This window comes from Pradoshia sp. TA40_28, assembly GCF_059694525.1.
Genome location: NZ_JCATZO010000008.1, coordinates 149,407 through 166,060 on the forward strand (window position 1 = coordinate 149,407; position 16,654 = coordinate 166,060).

Annotated in this window: 14 protein-coding genes; 4 read left to right on the top strand and 10 right to left on the bottom strand. The window is 38.8% G+C overall.

The window, feature by feature from the left end; translation table 11 throughout:
* Positions 1-59 precede the first annotated feature (59 nt).
* Positions 60-2,615, bottom strand: a complete 2,556-nt coding sequence (locus AC58NB_RS12585; RefSeq protein WP_497427183.1) for a vitamin B12-dependent ribonucleotide reductase — start codon at positions 2,613-2,615, stop codon at positions 60-62.
* Positions 2,616-3,223: 608 nt separating this feature from the next.
* Between AC58NB_RS12585 and AC58NB_RS12590 the strand changes: the two genes are divergently transcribed.
* On the top strand, positions 3,224-3,607 hold the full coding sequence (locus AC58NB_RS12590) for a rhodanese-like domain-containing protein (RefSeq protein WP_497427184.1): 384 nt from the start codon (positions 3,224-3,226) through the stop codon (positions 3,605-3,607).
* Positions 3,608-3,666: 59 nt separating this feature from the next.
* Here the strand turns inward: AC58NB_RS12590 and AC58NB_RS12595 are convergent, their stop codons facing one another.
* Together AC58NB_RS12595 and AC58NB_RS12600 are read right to left on the bottom strand one after the other, a co-directional pair.
* Positions 3,667-4,263, bottom strand: coding sequence for a DUF1836 domain-containing protein (locus tag AC58NB_RS12595; protein ID WP_497427185.1), 597 nt, complete (start codon positions 4,261-4,263; stop codon positions 3,667-3,669).
* Positions 4,264-4,349: 86 nt separating this feature from the next.
* Positions 4,350-5,027 carry an NAD-dependent epimerase/dehydratase family protein gene (locus tag AC58NB_RS12600; protein ID WP_497427186.1) on the bottom strand — a complete coding sequence of 226 codons (678 nt, stop codon included), beginning with the start codon at positions 5,025-5,027 and terminating at the stop codon, positions 4,350-4,352.
* A gap of 117 nt (positions 5,028-5,144) precedes the next feature.
* Here AC58NB_RS12600 and AC58NB_RS12605 point away from each other — a divergent pair, with 117 nt between their 5' ends.
* Together AC58NB_RS12605 and AC58NB_RS12610 are read left to right on the top strand one after the other, a co-directional pair.
* Positions 5,145-5,270, top strand: a complete 126-nt coding sequence (locus AC58NB_RS12605) for a DUF4023 family protein (protein WP_491132433.1) — start codon at positions 5,145-5,147, stop codon at positions 5,268-5,270.
* A 226-nt stretch (positions 5,271-5,496) separates the two neighbouring features.
* On the top strand, positions 5,497-5,976 hold the full coding sequence (locus AC58NB_RS12610) for a GNAT family N-acetyltransferase (RefSeq protein ID WP_497427187.1): 480 nt from the start codon (positions 5,497-5,499) through the stop codon (positions 5,974-5,976).
* A gap of 112 nt (positions 5,977-6,088) precedes the next feature.
* Here AC58NB_RS12610 and AC58NB_RS12615 read toward each other — a convergent pair whose 3' ends face one another.
* On the bottom strand, positions 6,089-7,099 hold the full coding sequence (locus AC58NB_RS12615; RefSeq protein WP_497427188.1) for an NAD-dependent epimerase/dehydratase family protein: 1,011 nt from the start codon (positions 7,097-7,099) through the stop codon (positions 6,089-6,091).
* Between the two features lie 155 nt (positions 7,100-7,254).
* A complete protein-coding gene (locus AC58NB_RS12620; RefSeq protein WP_497427189.1) occupies positions 7,255-9,291 on the bottom strand; it encodes a Na+/H+ antiporter in 2,037 nt (678 codons plus the stop codon).
* A gap of 358 nt (positions 9,292-9,649) precedes the next feature.
* On the opposite strand from AC58NB_RS12620, the gene AC58NB_RS12625 reads away from it, so the two are divergent.
* Positions 9,650-10,249, top strand: a complete 600-nt coding sequence (locus tag AC58NB_RS12625) for a kinase (RefSeq protein ID WP_497427190.1) — start codon at positions 9,650-9,652, stop codon at positions 10,247-10,249.
* Positions 10,250-10,410: 161 nt separating this feature from the next.
* Here AC58NB_RS12625 and AC58NB_RS12630 read toward each other — a convergent pair whose 3' ends face one another.
* From AC58NB_RS12630 to gcvT, 5 genes are all read right to left on the bottom strand, one after another.
* Positions 10,411-11,853 (bottom strand): DEAD/DEAH box helicase, encoded by a 1,443-nt coding sequence (locus tag AC58NB_RS12630; RefSeq protein ID WP_497427191.1) that lies wholly within the window; start codon positions 11,851-11,853, stop codon positions 10,411-10,413.
* Between the two features lie 152 nt (positions 11,854-12,005).
* Positions 12,006-12,572, bottom strand: a complete 567-nt coding sequence (locus AC58NB_RS12635) for a GNAT family N-acetyltransferase (protein WP_497427192.1) — start codon at positions 12,570-12,572, stop codon at positions 12,006-12,008.
* Positions 12,573-12,665: 93 nt separating this feature from the next.
* Positions 12,666-14,123 carry an aminomethyl-transferring glycine dehydrogenase subunit GcvPB gene (gene gcvPB, locus AC58NB_RS12640; RefSeq protein WP_497427193.1) on the bottom strand — a complete coding sequence of 486 codons (1,458 nt, stop codon included), beginning with the start codon at positions 14,121-14,123 and terminating at the stop codon, positions 12,666-12,668.
* A complete protein-coding gene (gcvPA, locus tag AC58NB_RS12645; protein WP_497427194.1) occupies positions 14,116-15,462 on the bottom strand; it encodes an aminomethyl-transferring glycine dehydrogenase subunit GcvPA in 1,347 nt (448 codons plus the stop codon). Before gcvPA ends, gcvPB begins: the two co-directional genes overlap by 8 nt.
* Positions 15,459-16,577, bottom strand: coding sequence for a glycine cleavage system aminomethyltransferase GcvT (gene gcvT, locus AC58NB_RS12650; protein ID WP_497427195.1), 1,119 nt, complete (start codon positions 16,575-16,577; stop codon positions 15,459-15,461). The genes gcvPA and gcvT overlap by 4 nt, the downstream gene beginning before the upstream one ends.
* Positions 16,578-16,654 lie beyond the last annotated feature (77 nt).

Sequence of the window (16,654 nt, forward strand, 5' to 3'; positions counted from 1 at the left end):
AGAATCTATAGGGGCTAAACGGTTAAATTCAACTCTACATGCTTTTATAAACAGTTAACTTACAATCCACATTTAAGCTGAGCACCACAGTTCGTACATGTGTTGCAGCCACCAAGCTCTTCTACTTTCCCTTGACGGCAAACCGGGCATGTATTTCCTACTTCGCTGCCAATTGTTACGCTTGTTGATTCGAGCGCATCAATTGTATCAACTAGAACAACATGCTGTTTTGTATGTTTCGGTTGAGTTGATTGATCTGTATCTGCTTCAGCGCCTTTCAAGGTCAATACTTGCGTATCACGGCTTCCATCTACATAAACCGTACCACCTTTGGCTCCGCCTTTGTATAGACGTTCGTAGACTCTCTCGACCTGCTCAACCGTATATCCTTTTGGAGCATTTACTGTTTTACTGATAGAACTATCGATCCAACGCTGGATGATGCATTGTACATCAGCATGTTTCTCAGGTGTTAAGTCCATTGCAGAAATAAACCAAGATGGAAGATTATTGCTGTCTGCCTCAGGATTGCGGCGTAGATATTCTTCCACAATATCTGCTTTTACCTCAATAAATTTACCAAGACGTCCACTTCTGAAATAAGTGAATGAGAAGTATGGCTCAAGTCCAGTCGAAACGCCAACCATTGTTCCCGTGCTTCCAGTAGGAGCGACGGTTAATAAGTGGGAGTTGCGGATTCCATATTTCATGATACCTTCACGAATATGTTCAGGCATTTTTTTCATATAACCAGTCTGAACAAATCGAGTACGTAATTCTTTTGTTTCTTCCTCAGATTCGCCAATTAAGAATGGGAAGCTGCCTTTTTCTTTCGCAATCTCAATGGATTCCTCATATGCTGCTGTCGCAATTGCCTCAAACACAGAATCTATCAGTTTATTTCCTTCTTCAGATCCATATTCTTTTTCACAATAAATAAGCATATCATGAAGACCCATTACTCCAAGGCCTACGCGTCTTTCTCCCAATGCCTGTTTTTTATTGGCCTCAAGGAAGTATGGAGTCGCATTAATGACATTATCCTGCATACGTACGCCGACTTTTACTGTTTGCTGCAGCTTTTCCATATCAACTTGTTTACGATCTTTATCTGTCATTTCAGCCAGGTTTACAGCGGCCAAGTTACATACAGAATATGGTGCCAATGGTTGTTCTCCGCAAGGATTTGTCGCCACGACTTTTTGGCCATATGCTTTGGCATTTGTCATATCATTTGCATTATCTATAAAGAATATGCCCGGCTCTGCAGAATAAGTCGCGCAGATATTTATTAAATTCCAAAGTTCGCGCGCTTTAATTTTACGGTATACTCGAACAGCATATCCAAGTTTTTCCCATTCACGCACATCGCCGCAGTCTGCCCATTTTTCGTTATAGGCTTTCATTTCTTCTTTACTATAAGACTCTACATCTGGGAAACGAAGTTCATATTCCGCATCATTTTCAACGGCATCCATAAATTCTTTGGTTAAACACACAGATATATTGGCCCCTGTTAAGAAGTCAGGATTATGAACGGCGTCATTTCCACCAGCAGCAAGTTTCGCTTCTGCTTCCTTAATGATTGATTCATTAAATCCACCATAACCCGGGATAGATTTGTAGTTTAAAATGCCCTGATACATAGCTTCTTCTTGCATCGTTAATGGAGTAAACTTCAATTTTTCAGATGCATGTTTACGAATTTCTTCATCCTTGCTGACTTCCATTAGGAAACGCAAAATTTTTGGATTTTGCATTTTTGAAATGATAAATTCAACGATGTCTGGATGCCAATCAGATAGCATAATCATTTGGGCGCCTCGGCGGGAACCGCCCTGTTCAACTAAATGAGTTAATTTTGCTATATCATCGAGCCAGGAAACGGCTCCGGAGGATTTACCATTTACACCACGAGCCAGCGTATTTCTTGGACGCAGGGTAGAACCGTTTGTTCCGACACCGCCTCCGCGACTCATGATTTCCATTACTTGTTTGCGGTGCTCAGAAATTCCTTCACGGCTATCATTGATAAATGGCATAACATAGCAGTTAAAATAGGTTACTTCTGTTTCGGAGCCCGCACCATAAAGAACACGTCCTGCTGGAATGAAATTTGTTTGGACCAATTCATTATAGAATTTATCAAACCATTCCTTACGTTTTTCTTCACTTTTTTCAACTTGTGCCAAACCGCGTGCATTACGTTTAGCAATCTGTTCATAATAAATTTCAAGCGGTTTTTCAATTACGTCCAATGATTTACAAATTAAACCAGTTTTAATTTCATCATGCTTGTCCAAGGAAGAACGGAATTCTTCTTCAACCAATACATGTGCTTTCTTCGCTTCCCAATCTATATGTTGGATATAGCCAAGACCACGTGCGGGAAACTTAGGATCTTCTTTAATCGTTAGTACTACAAAATCTCCATCAGTAAGTGTAACCTTTTCAGTGTCTTTGAAGGAATAACGATCTATCATCACAAGCCTTGAAACACCCTTATACGTCTTATTCATGTCTGGAGTAATTGGAAATACTTGCGGAAATTGAGCGATATCTTTATTTAATCTTTCGACATTAATAGACAACTTGCGATTTGTAACTGTAGACAATTCGATCTCCCCTTCAACCAATAATATAATCTCGTATTTTTACCTGTTCTTGTTTAGTTCTAAATTCAATATCTGTTCTTAAATTCAATATCTCTACGTTATCATAGGCAACATTTTAATTCAACATATAGTGTTCTTGTTTTCGAGAAGCATACCACATATAGTGTTTGAGCATTTTATTCCTAAAATGTCAATCAATAAAATCTTATAAAAAACCAAGAAAACATGGGATTAAATCTGATTTTTACCTATTTTTGAACCTAATCAGGCAAAATCTAAAGCTTGCATATTCTGAAAATTAATTTGGCCTTATATAACAACGTTTTTTTTAATTTCGACATTAATTTTTTCTCAACCAGATTTTTTTCAGGAGAGGTCCATCATTTTCTTAGTCATTTGTAAATATACCATCTAATCTAATGAAGCTACAGTAAGATGATTGATATTCAGCTATTCAAAAACCTCTATTACTAACCTGTATAGATAGCCCTGGAGTATGTGGTTCCTATTAAAAAAATCATTATCCTATTACCAGAAAAAATTTTTGCCAGAAAAATATACGGACTGTATAATAGAAAAGTGAACAGAAAGAGAAAGTGGGGATTTTATTGCCAACATCACTAATTGTTTTAATAGTTTTGGTTGTGTTAATTATTGGATATTCAGTTTACAGCTATTTTTCCACCAAAAAAATGGTTACGACATTGTCCCAAGAGGAATTTAAAGCTGGCTATCGAAAAGCACAGTTAATAGATGTTCGTGAGCAAAAAGAATTTGAGGGCGGACATATTTTGGGTGCCCGCAACATACCTTCTACACAATTGAAAATGCGAATGAAGGAACTTCGTAAAGACAAGCCCGTTTATCTTTATTGTCAAAGTGGCATGAGAAGCACACGTGCTGCCCAAATGCTGTATAAAAAAGGCTATCATGATCTTTATCAACTTGAAGGCGGCTTCAAGCAATGGAAGGGCAAAATTAAAACAAAATAAACAAGAGGAGCCAATGCAAATCCGCATTGGCTCTATATAGTTAAAAGGATATTAAGTTGTTATGATTTCGGTTTATTACTGGCTATAAATTCATCCACTAAATTTTCAGCTGCTTTTTTATACAATTGGCTCATATGAGAAAGTGAAGCGATCAATAGGAATTTTTCAAAATACTCCATGTCGCATCCTTCTACATCGCCACCTAATTGTCTGCCTTCATCATTTGCCTCAGCTACACTCTCTAAAATGTCTTCTTTAAATTTAAGAGCATTCTGATCAGTCAGGCGCAAAAAGCTCGCATACAAAGCATCAATGTTTAAATCCTCTTCCATGATCTGAGTGTTCAAAGGACCAAGAATGGTCTTTATGTCATTTATAGACAAAGTCCCCTTCAACTGATAAATAAAGCTGATTAAGATCAAATGTCGCTTAGAATATTTTTTGTTTTTTATTGGGTAAAACACTTTTCCCTTAGCATAATTATTAATCATCGTTTTTGTTAAAACTTTCTCATCATCATTACGCTTAGACATTTTAAATTTGCTCTCGAACAATTGAATCACTTGATCCATATATAAATCTATATCTGGTATATCCTCTAATGTAATTTTATCTTCCAATCCTAGCTGATTGATAAATTCTTCATTGTTTTTCATTTTGTAACCCCTGTTTAATAATAGTATCTTTTATTATACCCTACCCATTAAAATATCTGTTAGGCTAAACAATTTTTTCGCGCCTTTTACCCCTTGTGGTAACCCATTACAACTTCCTCCATCTCATAGGATGAGATTATATGTACCCCGCTTTTTTCCTGAATCGCATACAAATACATGGCTTCTGCAACGGTACTACCTTCAATAGGCTTATATCTCTTAAAAGGTCCCTTAAATAAAAATGGTAATGCTCTGCTAGCAAATGCAGCCAATTCCTCTCCAAACCTGAATTCCTGCCTTTTACCCAATAAAAGGGACGGTTTAAAGATGGTCAGACTATTTAATTGAAGCTGTTTTAATGCGATCTCCAATTGTCCTTTTGTCTGGCTGTAAAATACACGGGAAGATTCGTCTGCCCCCATGGCTGAAATGATCAAAAATTGAGGAATCTGATGTTTCTTAGCATTCTCTGCCAGCATTAAGGGATAGTTGTAATCCACCATCCTAAATGCCTCTTTCGTCTTTGCTTTCTTAATGGTTGTTCCCAAACAACAAAAGATACAATCCACTTCATCGGGTATAGGCTCATGATCCAATTGTTCAAAGTCCGGAAAACACTCCTGAAACTTTGGATTCTGGATACCCATGGTAGTCCTTACCCATACAAATACCTCCGCAAATTCCGGAGAATCCAAAAGCGTAGTAACTAGTTCCTTCCCAACTAACCCGGTTGCACCGATTACTAATCCTACTTTACCAGCCATTTTACTTTCCTCCATCAACCTTATTTCCATTTCCTCTATTATAATCTATTTTGGCATGCATGAATTCCATTAAGGTTTGAGAAAATAACGATAGCACGATAAAAAGGGAGGATGTATATGAAAGAAGAAACTACCCATGAATATGTAGAACATCTGCATGAAAAGCAACAAAAAGCAGAAAAGAATCAAGCTAAGCAAGGCTATGGGCGTCCAAGCAAAAAACTTCCAAATAAACAGCATTAAGTCCATGAACCGAAGCCATGAGTTGTTTTCTCATGGCTTTTACTAGAGCGTCGTTATTTCTATCCCGTTTTATTTAGTCAGAGTTTTTTTTAATTTACAACTGTCATAAGAATTTACTAGAATCAGAGTATAAGTATTTCGTTAGTAAAATGTTTATAACAGGATCATTTTTAGTGGAAATGATTCGAACCTAATACATATATGATTGGAAATTGGGGGATTCATTATGCAGATTCGTGAAATTAAAGAAACGGACAATAGAACAATGGAACAAATAATCAAGCGCTCATTGGAATCATTTGAATTAAATATCCCAGGAACAGCCTATTTTGATCCCCAACTGGGAAATCTAGCCCAATTTTACAAGCAACAATCCAATGCAAAGTATTGGGTAGTGGTAAATGAACAAGATGAGGTAGTAGGCGGTGTCGGTATTGCTCCCTATGGGCTAAATTCGGATATTTGCGAGTTGCAAAAACTCTATATTAAACCCGAAGCTCAAGGTTTGGGTCTCTCAAAAAAACTGATGGAAATAGCACTCATATTCGCTATGGAACATTATACATACTGTTACTTAGAAACAGTAAAGAAACTTAAGACTGCTAATCTCCTTTACACCAAATTAGGTTTCCGGCAGCTTGAAAAACCGCTAGATGGCTCCGATCATAATGCAATGGATGCTTGGTATATAAAAAAATTACTATAAACACCTAGAACAATGATTAATTAATATAATGACAAAAAAAAGAGGGAGGAAATAAATATCGCCCCCCTCTATTCACCTGTCTCTTTTTTCTCTAAAGTAGCAAGAGCTCACTCTATTCCGCCTTCATATCAACTACGTGTGTTTTTCCTTCCAGGATATCTAGACTCAATTGAACCGACTCACCGATGGCTTTGTCAATATCATCCGGTTGTACACCAAAGTGATCAACAATGGTCTTTTTATCAATGAAAAGATTTTTCGTAAAAATCTTTGCGAATTCAGCCGTATCCAAGCCGAGCTCTATTCCGGCACTTTTTTGTTGTTCTGCTTTCGTCTTCATCGCTTCCGTATAATCCGCGGCAGGAATTGTTATGATATTTTTGTCCGGAGTTCCCATGTATTTGTGGAAAATACTCAACATCTCTTTCCATTCCATATTGTAATAGCCAACCGGATAATTACCGGTCTTCCCATTTAATAAGGCACCTGAGATACATTCCCCGATTTGCTTCACAGTCACCATGGTTGTTCCACCTACAGGATACAGGACAGCTTCTTTCATATTTCGAATCTGTTCTACAAGGAAAACCCAAACAGGTTTACGCCCCGGCTGACTTCCAAAGACATAGGGTACCTCTAAGACTACCACACTCATATTCTCGTCAGCGAAGGATAAGGCCATATCAGCCTGATCTACACGACTCCTTATATATGGATGATGGTTCGTTAATTCATATTCAGGTAATTCCCTATTAAAATAAGAAAAATATGATCCTAGTACAACTGAATGTTTCACTCCACATTCCTTTGCTATTTTTAACAGCCTTTCTAATGGCTTAATATTATATTTTTCGAAAAAGGAATAGATTGGTGACGGAGCTTCTATTCTTTCATCTACACCTGCTGCAAAAACAAACCCATCGCAACCTGTTAAATATTCGCGAATTTCTTCGTCTGTCAGCGTTAAATAATTTCCCAATGTAATCTTCATTTCTTCAGGAAGGTTACTGCCTTTAGGGATGGGTGGCAGGGATAATGTTACTACTTCATGCCCTTGTTCAATTAATACCCTTGCTCCTTCTGCCCCCAATAAACCCGTACCGCCAATCATAAATACTTTCATACTGGTTGCCTCCTCCGGTTATTCCTTTAAATCTTATCACCCCAAGAATAAAAAATATTTACCTAAAATTGTATTTTATGTGAAATGTATACAACTACATTTTCCCTTAGCCTCTTACCAGTAAACAAAAAAAGCTCACAGGAAAACCTGCAAGCTTATTCTTCAATCTCCTGAAGCATGACACTCTCGACATAATTGACAAAGCGGCGTAAATCCTGGGCGAGTTCACGGTTAATTTGTCCCTCTTCATACATGCGCTGGATCTCAGCACGTTCTGCCTCAATTGCTTTAAAACGCAATTCCTCTTTTTGCTGATCCATCATTACATTATTAGATCGGACAACAACCGGTTGCTTCAGTCTGTCAATCATTCTTCGATACTCATAAATGATAGATGAAACATGGGGATTATTTGTTTCTTCCCCATACGCTTCTAATTTCTGAATGGCACATTTCGTCGCCTGAATCTGAATATCACGCATATCATTTAACAGTACAGCCGCCTTTTCATTATCCTTAGATTTTCTGCGCCTATATTGTTTATATTTTCTTACTAATTGACCAAGCAATGTTGTTATTTTAGAGAGGAAATTTTCTGTAAGCAAATTTTCTCTGATATCCAAAGACTTCTCGAGTCTTTTCACAATCTCTTCACTAACAGAACCATTGGCCGCAGTCTCTTGGATATACCGCCTCTCTGCTCTTAAACCAACCAAACGGGCTTCAATCCTTTGTTTTTGTGACTCTTTAATAAATTCAAGATCTTTATTTTCGTAGCGAATTTGTTCAATCATTTTTTTATATTCACCAATCAGCTCATACCCGGCCGATTGATTCTCCGGCTCGATTTCTTCTTCAATACGCTTTATGGCAGTCCGCAATATTTTTAATTTCATTTGCGCATCAAGAAATTCTTTTTCCTCCTCATTTTCTGGCTCAATGGATTTTTTACTGATTAAGGGCAGTATAAAAGTCGCAGCCAACAGGGTAAATAAGATAACCCCTCCTGCTATAAATACAATCAAAGAACGCTCAGGAAATAAGTCTCCCGATGCTACAAAATAGGGCATAGACAATACTCCTGCCATTGTAATGGCACCCCGCACACCGGTTAAACCAGTCAGAAGAGCTACTTTCCAGCTAGGCTTTGATTGTTCCTTTCGCTTAGTTATGTAATATCCTATACTTAAAAAACAATACGACCATACAATTCTGATGACCATGATAGCCAATCCAATTGCCAGAACATAACCAAGGACTAGCCAATTGCTGATTAAAGGATTTTCTACCGTTGCTCTCATCGAGGACGGCAAACTTAAACCCAATAATAAGAAAACCACACCATTGAGAACAAATAGAATAATGGACCACATATTTTCAGCAACTACTTGTTCCTCAGCACTTTTCATCCCTGTTCGCTCACTTAAACTGGAATGAATAATACCAGCAGCTACCACGGCAATCACACCTGAAGCGTGCAGTACTTCTTCTGAAATTATATAAACTATAAATGGAGTTACAAACTGAAGCAATGAATAAAATGTAACATCCTGGATGCCTTGCCTTCTTAACGAATAGCGAATAAGAATCGCTAGTAGTCCAAGAATAATTCCTGCGATTGCTCCAACAATGACAACATAAATAAAGTCCGTTGTTGCCTCACGAAGGGAAAAATAGCCCGTTACAACCGCAGCAATCGCATAATTAAACGCGATTAAACCAGACGCATCATTGATTAAAGATTCTCCCCGAACTAGACGTAAAATAATGGTCGGCAAATAAATTCTCTCGGCAATCCCATTCACTGCTACTGGATCCGTTGGAGATAGAATAGCCGCTAAAGCAAATGCAGCTGCCAGCGGAATGCTGGGAATTAACCAGTTAATAAAATAACCGCCTATTATAGTCGTTAAGAATACAAGGATAAAGGCATTTGCCAATATAGGCCAGCGCATCTTCCATAGATCCTCTCTTGGAAACCGGCGGCCATCATTGTACAAAAGCGGGGCTATAAATAGAAGTAAAAACCATTCTGTTTTTAATTCAAATGATAAATCCTTGACAAATAAGGCAAATAAAATCCCCAATGCTATCTGAGTTAAAGCGGTGGGGATGGAAGGAATATAGTGGCTAATCACATTAGATATTAAAAGCATGACTAAAAGTAATATAATTGATAAAAGTAAATCCATTTTTCTCCCTCTAACACTGTATAAATAATTAATTTTTATAGTCTGCCACAAACAGACGCTAGTTATTACCATTACCTATTTAGCTAGGTATGAAACTTCCTCGAACAATATAGTATATTCTTTTTTCTTAATCAAATTCCTAAAAGGTACCCGTAATCGCTGAAGGTAACGCTAGAATTCCACCTCCCTTTTTAAATTACTTCATCAGCATGTTGACCTGTCATTTAATTATAGGGTAAATTTACAGAAAAATCTCACTCCACCTTCTAAATTGGACGGCAGAAGGATTTACTCGTTCCTTGCAGAATACCTACAATAAAGTAATTAAAAAACAGGGGTCCAAGGATGTGAAGCGGTAGTGAAAGATTCTATCTGTCAAATAATGAATCAAATACCTAAGCTAAAACAGGGCCAAAGATACATTCTTGGAATTGATGGGCTAAGTCGTTCCGGGAAAACCACTTTTATGAAACAAGTGGAACTGCAATTAAAAAAAATGAGCATTCCATTTTGCCTTTTTCACATCGATGATCTTATTGTAGAAAAAGAAAAGCGGTATCATACGGGGTATGAAGAATGGTACGAATATTATCAGTTGCAATGGGATCCACAATGGTTAAAAAAGCATTTCTTTGCAAAGCTAAGGGAGTGTGAAGAGTTACTCCTCCCCTTTTATAATAGCATTTCCGATACACAAGAATGGCAGGTGACCAAGCTCCCCCCTTCTTGCTTGATTATCATTGAGGGAGTATTCCTTCAGCGCAAAGAATGGCGACCATTTTATGATTGTCTAATATACTTGGATTGTACAAGAGAAACGAGATTCAGCCGTGAGACCATAGCCACACAGCAGAATATCGAAAAATTCCAAAACCGATACTGGATAGCGGAAGAGTATTATATGAAGACCGTTAACCCAGTAGCACTAGCAGATTTGGTGATCAAAAATGAAGGATAAACTGCCGATTGGACATTTCCCTCATATAAAAAGCCCTTCCGTAGAGTCGGAAGGGCAGTTCTATAGGCAACTATTTTGTCAAATGCTTTGAATAGAGGATTACTAGTTAATGAGGGTATTGGATATAAGCCATATCGCAAAATTCCAAGCCATCAATGTGATTATTCGAATGCCTCATATACTTTTAATTTTTTCCCTTTTATGGTTTTACTCTTCATAGCATCTAACACTTTGGGCCCTTTTCCATTCAGAATCTCAACAAACGTAGCCTGGTCCTGAATGGTAATAATCCCAATGTCTTCTGCTGATACACCATCAATTTTGGCAATTGTCCCAACAAAATCGACTGCTCTCAATTTCTTTTTCTTGCCTCCGTTAAAAAACAGTTTCATAATTCCACTGTTTATTCCGGCTGATTTATCTTTCTTAATCTCCGTTGCAAACATTTTTTCTAAGAAATCAGGTTTACATTTATCTACCTCTGCCTCAGAAGGCTTCGCTTTTGCCTGTAAAGTAAAACCTATATACTCTTCAGTCTCCCTCAGCAATTCTTCATCCCTCGGGCTTACAAAAGAAATGGCCACTCCTTTATGGCCAGCACGGCCCGTTCTTCCTGTCCTATGGACATAGGCTTCCTTTTCAACTGGAAAATCGTAATTAATAACATGCGTAATATTATCTATATCAATTCCGCGAGCCGCAACATCGGTTGCGATTAAGTATCGGAACTCGCCTCGCTTAAATTCATTCATAACATCGAAACGATCTTCCTGATACATTCCGCCATGAATTTTACCGCATGAATACTCCCATTTAACTAATTGATCAAATAGTCGATCTACCTGCTCCTGAGTACGGCAAAAAATGATGCAGCTATCCGCATTTGCTATAGTCGTAACTTTTTTCAGCATTTCCGGTTTGTCATCCTGGTGCACCTTATAATAAAAGTGATCGATTAAATCCGTTGTTAATTCTTTCTTATTAACCTCAATAATAGTTGGTTCTTTCATAAATTGATTGGATAAATTTTGAATATCTTCTGGTAATGTTGCCGAAAAGAGCATGCTGGTTCGGTTTTTAGGCAATTCATTTATAATCGCTTCTACCTGCTCAATAAAGCCCATATTCAACATTTCATCTGCTTCATCAATCACCAAATAACGTAGCTCATCTATCTTTAACGTTCCTTTTTGGATATGATCCAATACTCTTCCAGGCGTTCCAACAACAATATGATTTTTTTGCTTAAGTTCCAGCTTCTGCTTGGCAAATGGTTGCTTTCCATAAACAGCCGTTGCTTTAATACGCTTAAACCGGCCAATATTCGTCAAATCTTCTTTCACCTGTGCAGCCAATTCTCTGGTTGGTGTTAAAATAAGTGCCTGCGGTTTATTTTCGATCCACTCTATATGATGACAAATCGGGATTCCGTAAGCAGCTGTTTTTCCACTGCCCGTTTGCGCTTTAACAATAAGGTCTCGATTTTCCAGCGCGCTTGGAATTACTTTCTGCTGTACCTCTGTCGGTTGACGATAATTCATACCACTTAATGCCCGTACAATCTCGGGACTGATGTTAAAATCCTTGAAGCTCTGTTTGCTCATGTATGTTCCTCTTTTTCGGTTACTTAGTTCTTTCTCTTTCTTCTAGAGATTCTTTTATCTATTATACCTGAAAGGTACAAAATAAACGAAATTGAATTGTTAGTAGACAACTCTCTCAATCTAAAAAAGATACTTCATAATGAAGCCTCTCCTTATCTGGTTTGTGACCTGCTAGTCCACTCGTGTTCCAACACACTATAAAGCAACGAATCACGCCACCCACTCTTTAGTAACAAATCATCACGAATTTGCCCTTCCCTGGTCATTCCAACTTTCTCCAACACTTTTGATGAAGCTATGTTTCTTGGATCACAGGTTGCAAATATACGATGCAGGCGCAATTTCTTAAACCCGAAATCAATTAACAAAGAAGCGACTTCAGTTGCTATTCCTTTTCTCCAATAGTCTGGGTGAAGAATATAACCGATTTCTCCAGCTTTATTCGTAAAATCCCGGATATTAAACTCTCCAGCTCCAATCATCCTTTCCTTATAATGTATGGCATAAACAAACCTTGTCCGTGGCTTTTCCGTTGAATCATCAACCACTTCTTCCACAAATCTCTTCGATTCCGCTTCTGTATTCGGTCCCCAGGGCTGATATTGGCTTACGATCTCTTGGGAAGCATATTTATGTACATAAATCCAATCACTACTAACCATTTCTCTAAGATATAGCCTTTCATTTGAGAGGCTAATATTTTCATTTCCGATTTTCATCCCCTCCACTTCCTGACCTATACGCCATTTCTGAACATACCTGTTTTAAAGAAGCAGCTACCTGAAAACAAGGTAGCTGCTTAAGTCACTCCATTAATGTTGATATTTCAATACAGGCTTCCGTGCAGCCAGTGCTTCATCCAAGCGGCTGATTACAGTAGTATAAGGTGCTTCCTGGACTATTTCTGGATTTTCCTCTGCTTCCTTCGCAATTTGAATCATGGCATCAATAAAGCCATCCAATGTTTCCTTAGACTCTGTTTCAGTCGGCTCAATCATCATGCATTCCTCCACATTCAGAGGGAAATAGATGGTTGGTGGATGATAGCCAAAATCCAACAATCTCTTGGCAATATCAAGGGCTCGAACACCTAGCTTCTTCTGACGTTTACCACTGATAACAAATTCATGCTTACAGTGCTTATCGTATGGAAGATCGTAGTACTCTGCCAATCTTCGCATCATATAGTTGGCATTTAAAACGGCATACTCTGTTACAGCCTTCAATCCGTCTGGACCCATTGAACGAATATACGTATAGGCACGGACATTGATTCCAAAGTTACCATAGAACGGTTTTACGCGGCCGATTGATTGCGGTCGATCATAATCAAGTCGATAACCGCTCTCTTCTTTGACAACAAGTGGTTTTGGTAAAAACGGAATTAATTCTTTTTTCACCCCAACTGGCCCTGATCCCGGTCCGCCACCGCCATGTGGTCCAGTAAATGTTTTATGCAAATTCAGATGAACAACGTCAAAGCCCATATCACCCGGCCGAGCTTTTGACAAAACAGCATTCAGATTGGCACCGTCATAGTACAGTTTTCCACCGGCATCATGAATAATTTCGGCCATTTCAACTATCTGCTCTTCAAAAAGTCCTAAAGTGTTCGGATTTGTAAGCATTAAGGCCGCTGTATCCTTACCTACTACTCTCTTCAAATCTTCCAGATCTACTAATCCATCCGGACCGGATTTCACCGTAATAGTTTGTAATCCGGCTACTGTTGCCGATGCAGGATTCGTACCATGTGCAGAATCAGGAACAATTACTTTTACACGATCGAAATCCCCATTAGCTTCATGGTAAGCACGAATGAGCATTAATCCCGTCCACTCTCCATGCGCACCAGCTGCAGGTTGAAGAGTCACTTCATCCATGCCTGTAATTTCCGTCAGATTTTGCTGCAAATCATACATTAACTCTAAGGATCCCTGCACAGTTTCTGCATCCTGGAGTGGATGAACATGAGCAAATCCATTTAGTCTGGCAACACTTTCATTTATTTTTGGATTGTACTTCATTGTACAAGAACCGAGTGGATAAAAACCGGAATCAACCCCATGGTTTCTTCGCGATAGTGCAGTATAATGGCGCATAATATCCAATTCAGATACTTCCGGAAGCTTTGGTTCCTCTGTGCGAATGTACTCCTCAGGTAAAAGCTCCGTTAATGCTGCCTCCGGAACATCCATTTCCGGCAAAGAATAGCCGATCCGCCCTGGCTTGGTTTGTTCAAATATTAAAGGCTGATCCTGTTTATTCATGAAAATCCCCCACTTCCATAACAAATCTATCAATCTCTTCTTTCGTGCGCATTTCTGTGACAGCCACAAGCATATGATTGGTTAGTGCAGGATAATCCCTTGCTAGGTCATAACCACCAATAATCCCTTTCTGTAAGAGCTTTTTATTAGCTGAAGCCACGGAGCCTTTTAATATAACGACAAATTCATTGAATGAAGGGCCTTCAAAGGCAATATCAAGTCCTCTTGCTTTCAGTTGTTCCTTTGCATAATGCGCTTTTTGAAGATTTTGAAAGGCCATTTCTTGCACACCTTTCTTCCCTAAGGCAGTCATGGCAACAGAAGCTGCAAGTGCATTTAACGCCTGGTTAGAACAAATATTAGAAGTAGCTTTATCTCGGCGAATATGCTGCTCCCTTGCCTGCAAGGTTAATACAAACCCTCTCTTGCCTTCCTGATCAACTGTTTGACCGACCAAACGTCCTGGTACCTTTCTCATCAGCTTATTCGTGACAGCAAAATATCCACAATGCGGTCCGCCAAATGCAGCTGGTATTCCAAATGGCTGAGCATCTCCTACGACAATATCCGCACCGAATTCACCAGGAGGCTTCAGAACCCCAAGTGATAGCGGATTACTTGAAACAATGAACATTCCTTTATGTTCATGAACAATTTTTTCAATTTGAGATAAATTTTCAATTCGACCAAAAAAGTTTGGATATTGTGTGATAAAACCGGCTGTATCATCAGTCATCATGATCGCCAATTCATCTATATCTGTCACCCCACCTTTGCAAGGGACGACTTTAAGCTCAAGATACTGGCCTTTTGCATAAGTAGATAATACCGCTCGTGATTCCGGATGTACTGCTTCTGATACGAGCAATTTTTTACGGCGTGTATGAGCTGCTGACAGCATAGCTGCTTCAGCTAAAGCAGTGCCTCCATCATACATGGACGAGTTCGCTACATCCATTCCAGTCAATTCACAAATCATTGTTTGGAATTCGAAAATAGCCTGTAATTCCCCTTGGGAAATCTCCGGTTGGTACGGTGTATAAGCCGTATAGAATTCTGATCTTGAAATGACGTGATCAACAATGACAGGCATATAGTGGTCATATACTCCCGCTCCAAGAAAGGAACTGTGCGTTCTAAGATTGGCATTTTTATCAGCAAGCGTTGTTAATTCCTTCAACAAAGACGTTTCGGACTTTGCCTTTTTTATCTTGTATTCTCCTTTAAATCTTACTTTTTCGGGTATATCAGAAAATAAGTCATCAATTGATTCTGCACCAATCGTTTTTAACATTTCTTCAGCATCCTGGGCTGTCATTGGTAAGTAACGATGCATCATTTTTTTACTCCTCCTGCCTGAGTGCGTTTATAAAATGGGGTACTGACGATCTTCGCTTTCACTCTTTTTCCTCGGATTTCTATCTCTACTTCCTCATCAAGGACTGCAAATTCAGCTTTAATCAGAACAAGGCCAACATTCTTCTTTAAAGTTGGGGATTGTGTCCCAGTAGTTACTTCACCTATTTCTTCATCTTTATTAATAACCCGATACCCATGTCTTGGTATGCCGCGATCAATCATTTCGATTCCAACAAGCTTCCGAGGCGAACCATTTTCCTTCTGCTCCTTTAATACTTCCAACCCAATAAAATGTTCTTTATCCGTTTTGACAGCAAAACCAATCCCCGCTTCAATCGGTGTGATGGAAGCAGATAATTCCTGGCCATATAAAGGCAGCTTTGCCTCAAAGCGAAGCGTATCCCTTGCCCCAAGACCACATGGAACCAGCCCCTTATCCGTGCCAAAAGCTAAAAGGTCATTCCATAACTTGATTACATCTTCGCTCTTACAATACAATTCAAATCCATCTTCACCCGTGTAACCTGTTCTGGAAACAAGTACACGAATACCATTAATCATGACATTTTCACGAAAAGAAAAGAATCCGATACTGTCCAGGTCAACATCCTTTGTAAGCCCCTGTAAAATATCTGCAGCAAGCGGACCCTGTAAAGCCAATTGACCTATCTGTTCAGATATATTTCTAAGATCCACATCTTCGCCAGCATATTTTTGCAGCCATTCAAAATCTTTATCAATATTAGAGGCATTCACCACTAATAAATAATCATCTTCATCTTTTTTATAAACAAGTAAGTCATCAACCGTACCGCCATCTTCATAACACATCGCGGTGTACTGCGCGCGCCCAGATTTTAGCTTACTGACATCATTTGTCATCATCTTTTGTAGAAATGGTAAAGAACCATTTCCCCTAACAGTGAATTCCCCCATATGTGATACGTCAAAAAGACCAGCTTTTGTACGCACTGCTTCATGTTCTTGTTTAATGCCTGAAAATTGAACAGGCAATTCCCAACCGCCAAAGTCAATTGTTTTTCCACCGTATTCTTTGTATACGCTGATAAGCGGGGTCTGCTTTAATTCTCCCATCCTAATCCTCCTAAAAAGTTCGTTTTATATGGTCCCTCTTGCATGCTAAATATTGTGATTTTTTAAAGTAATGAGCA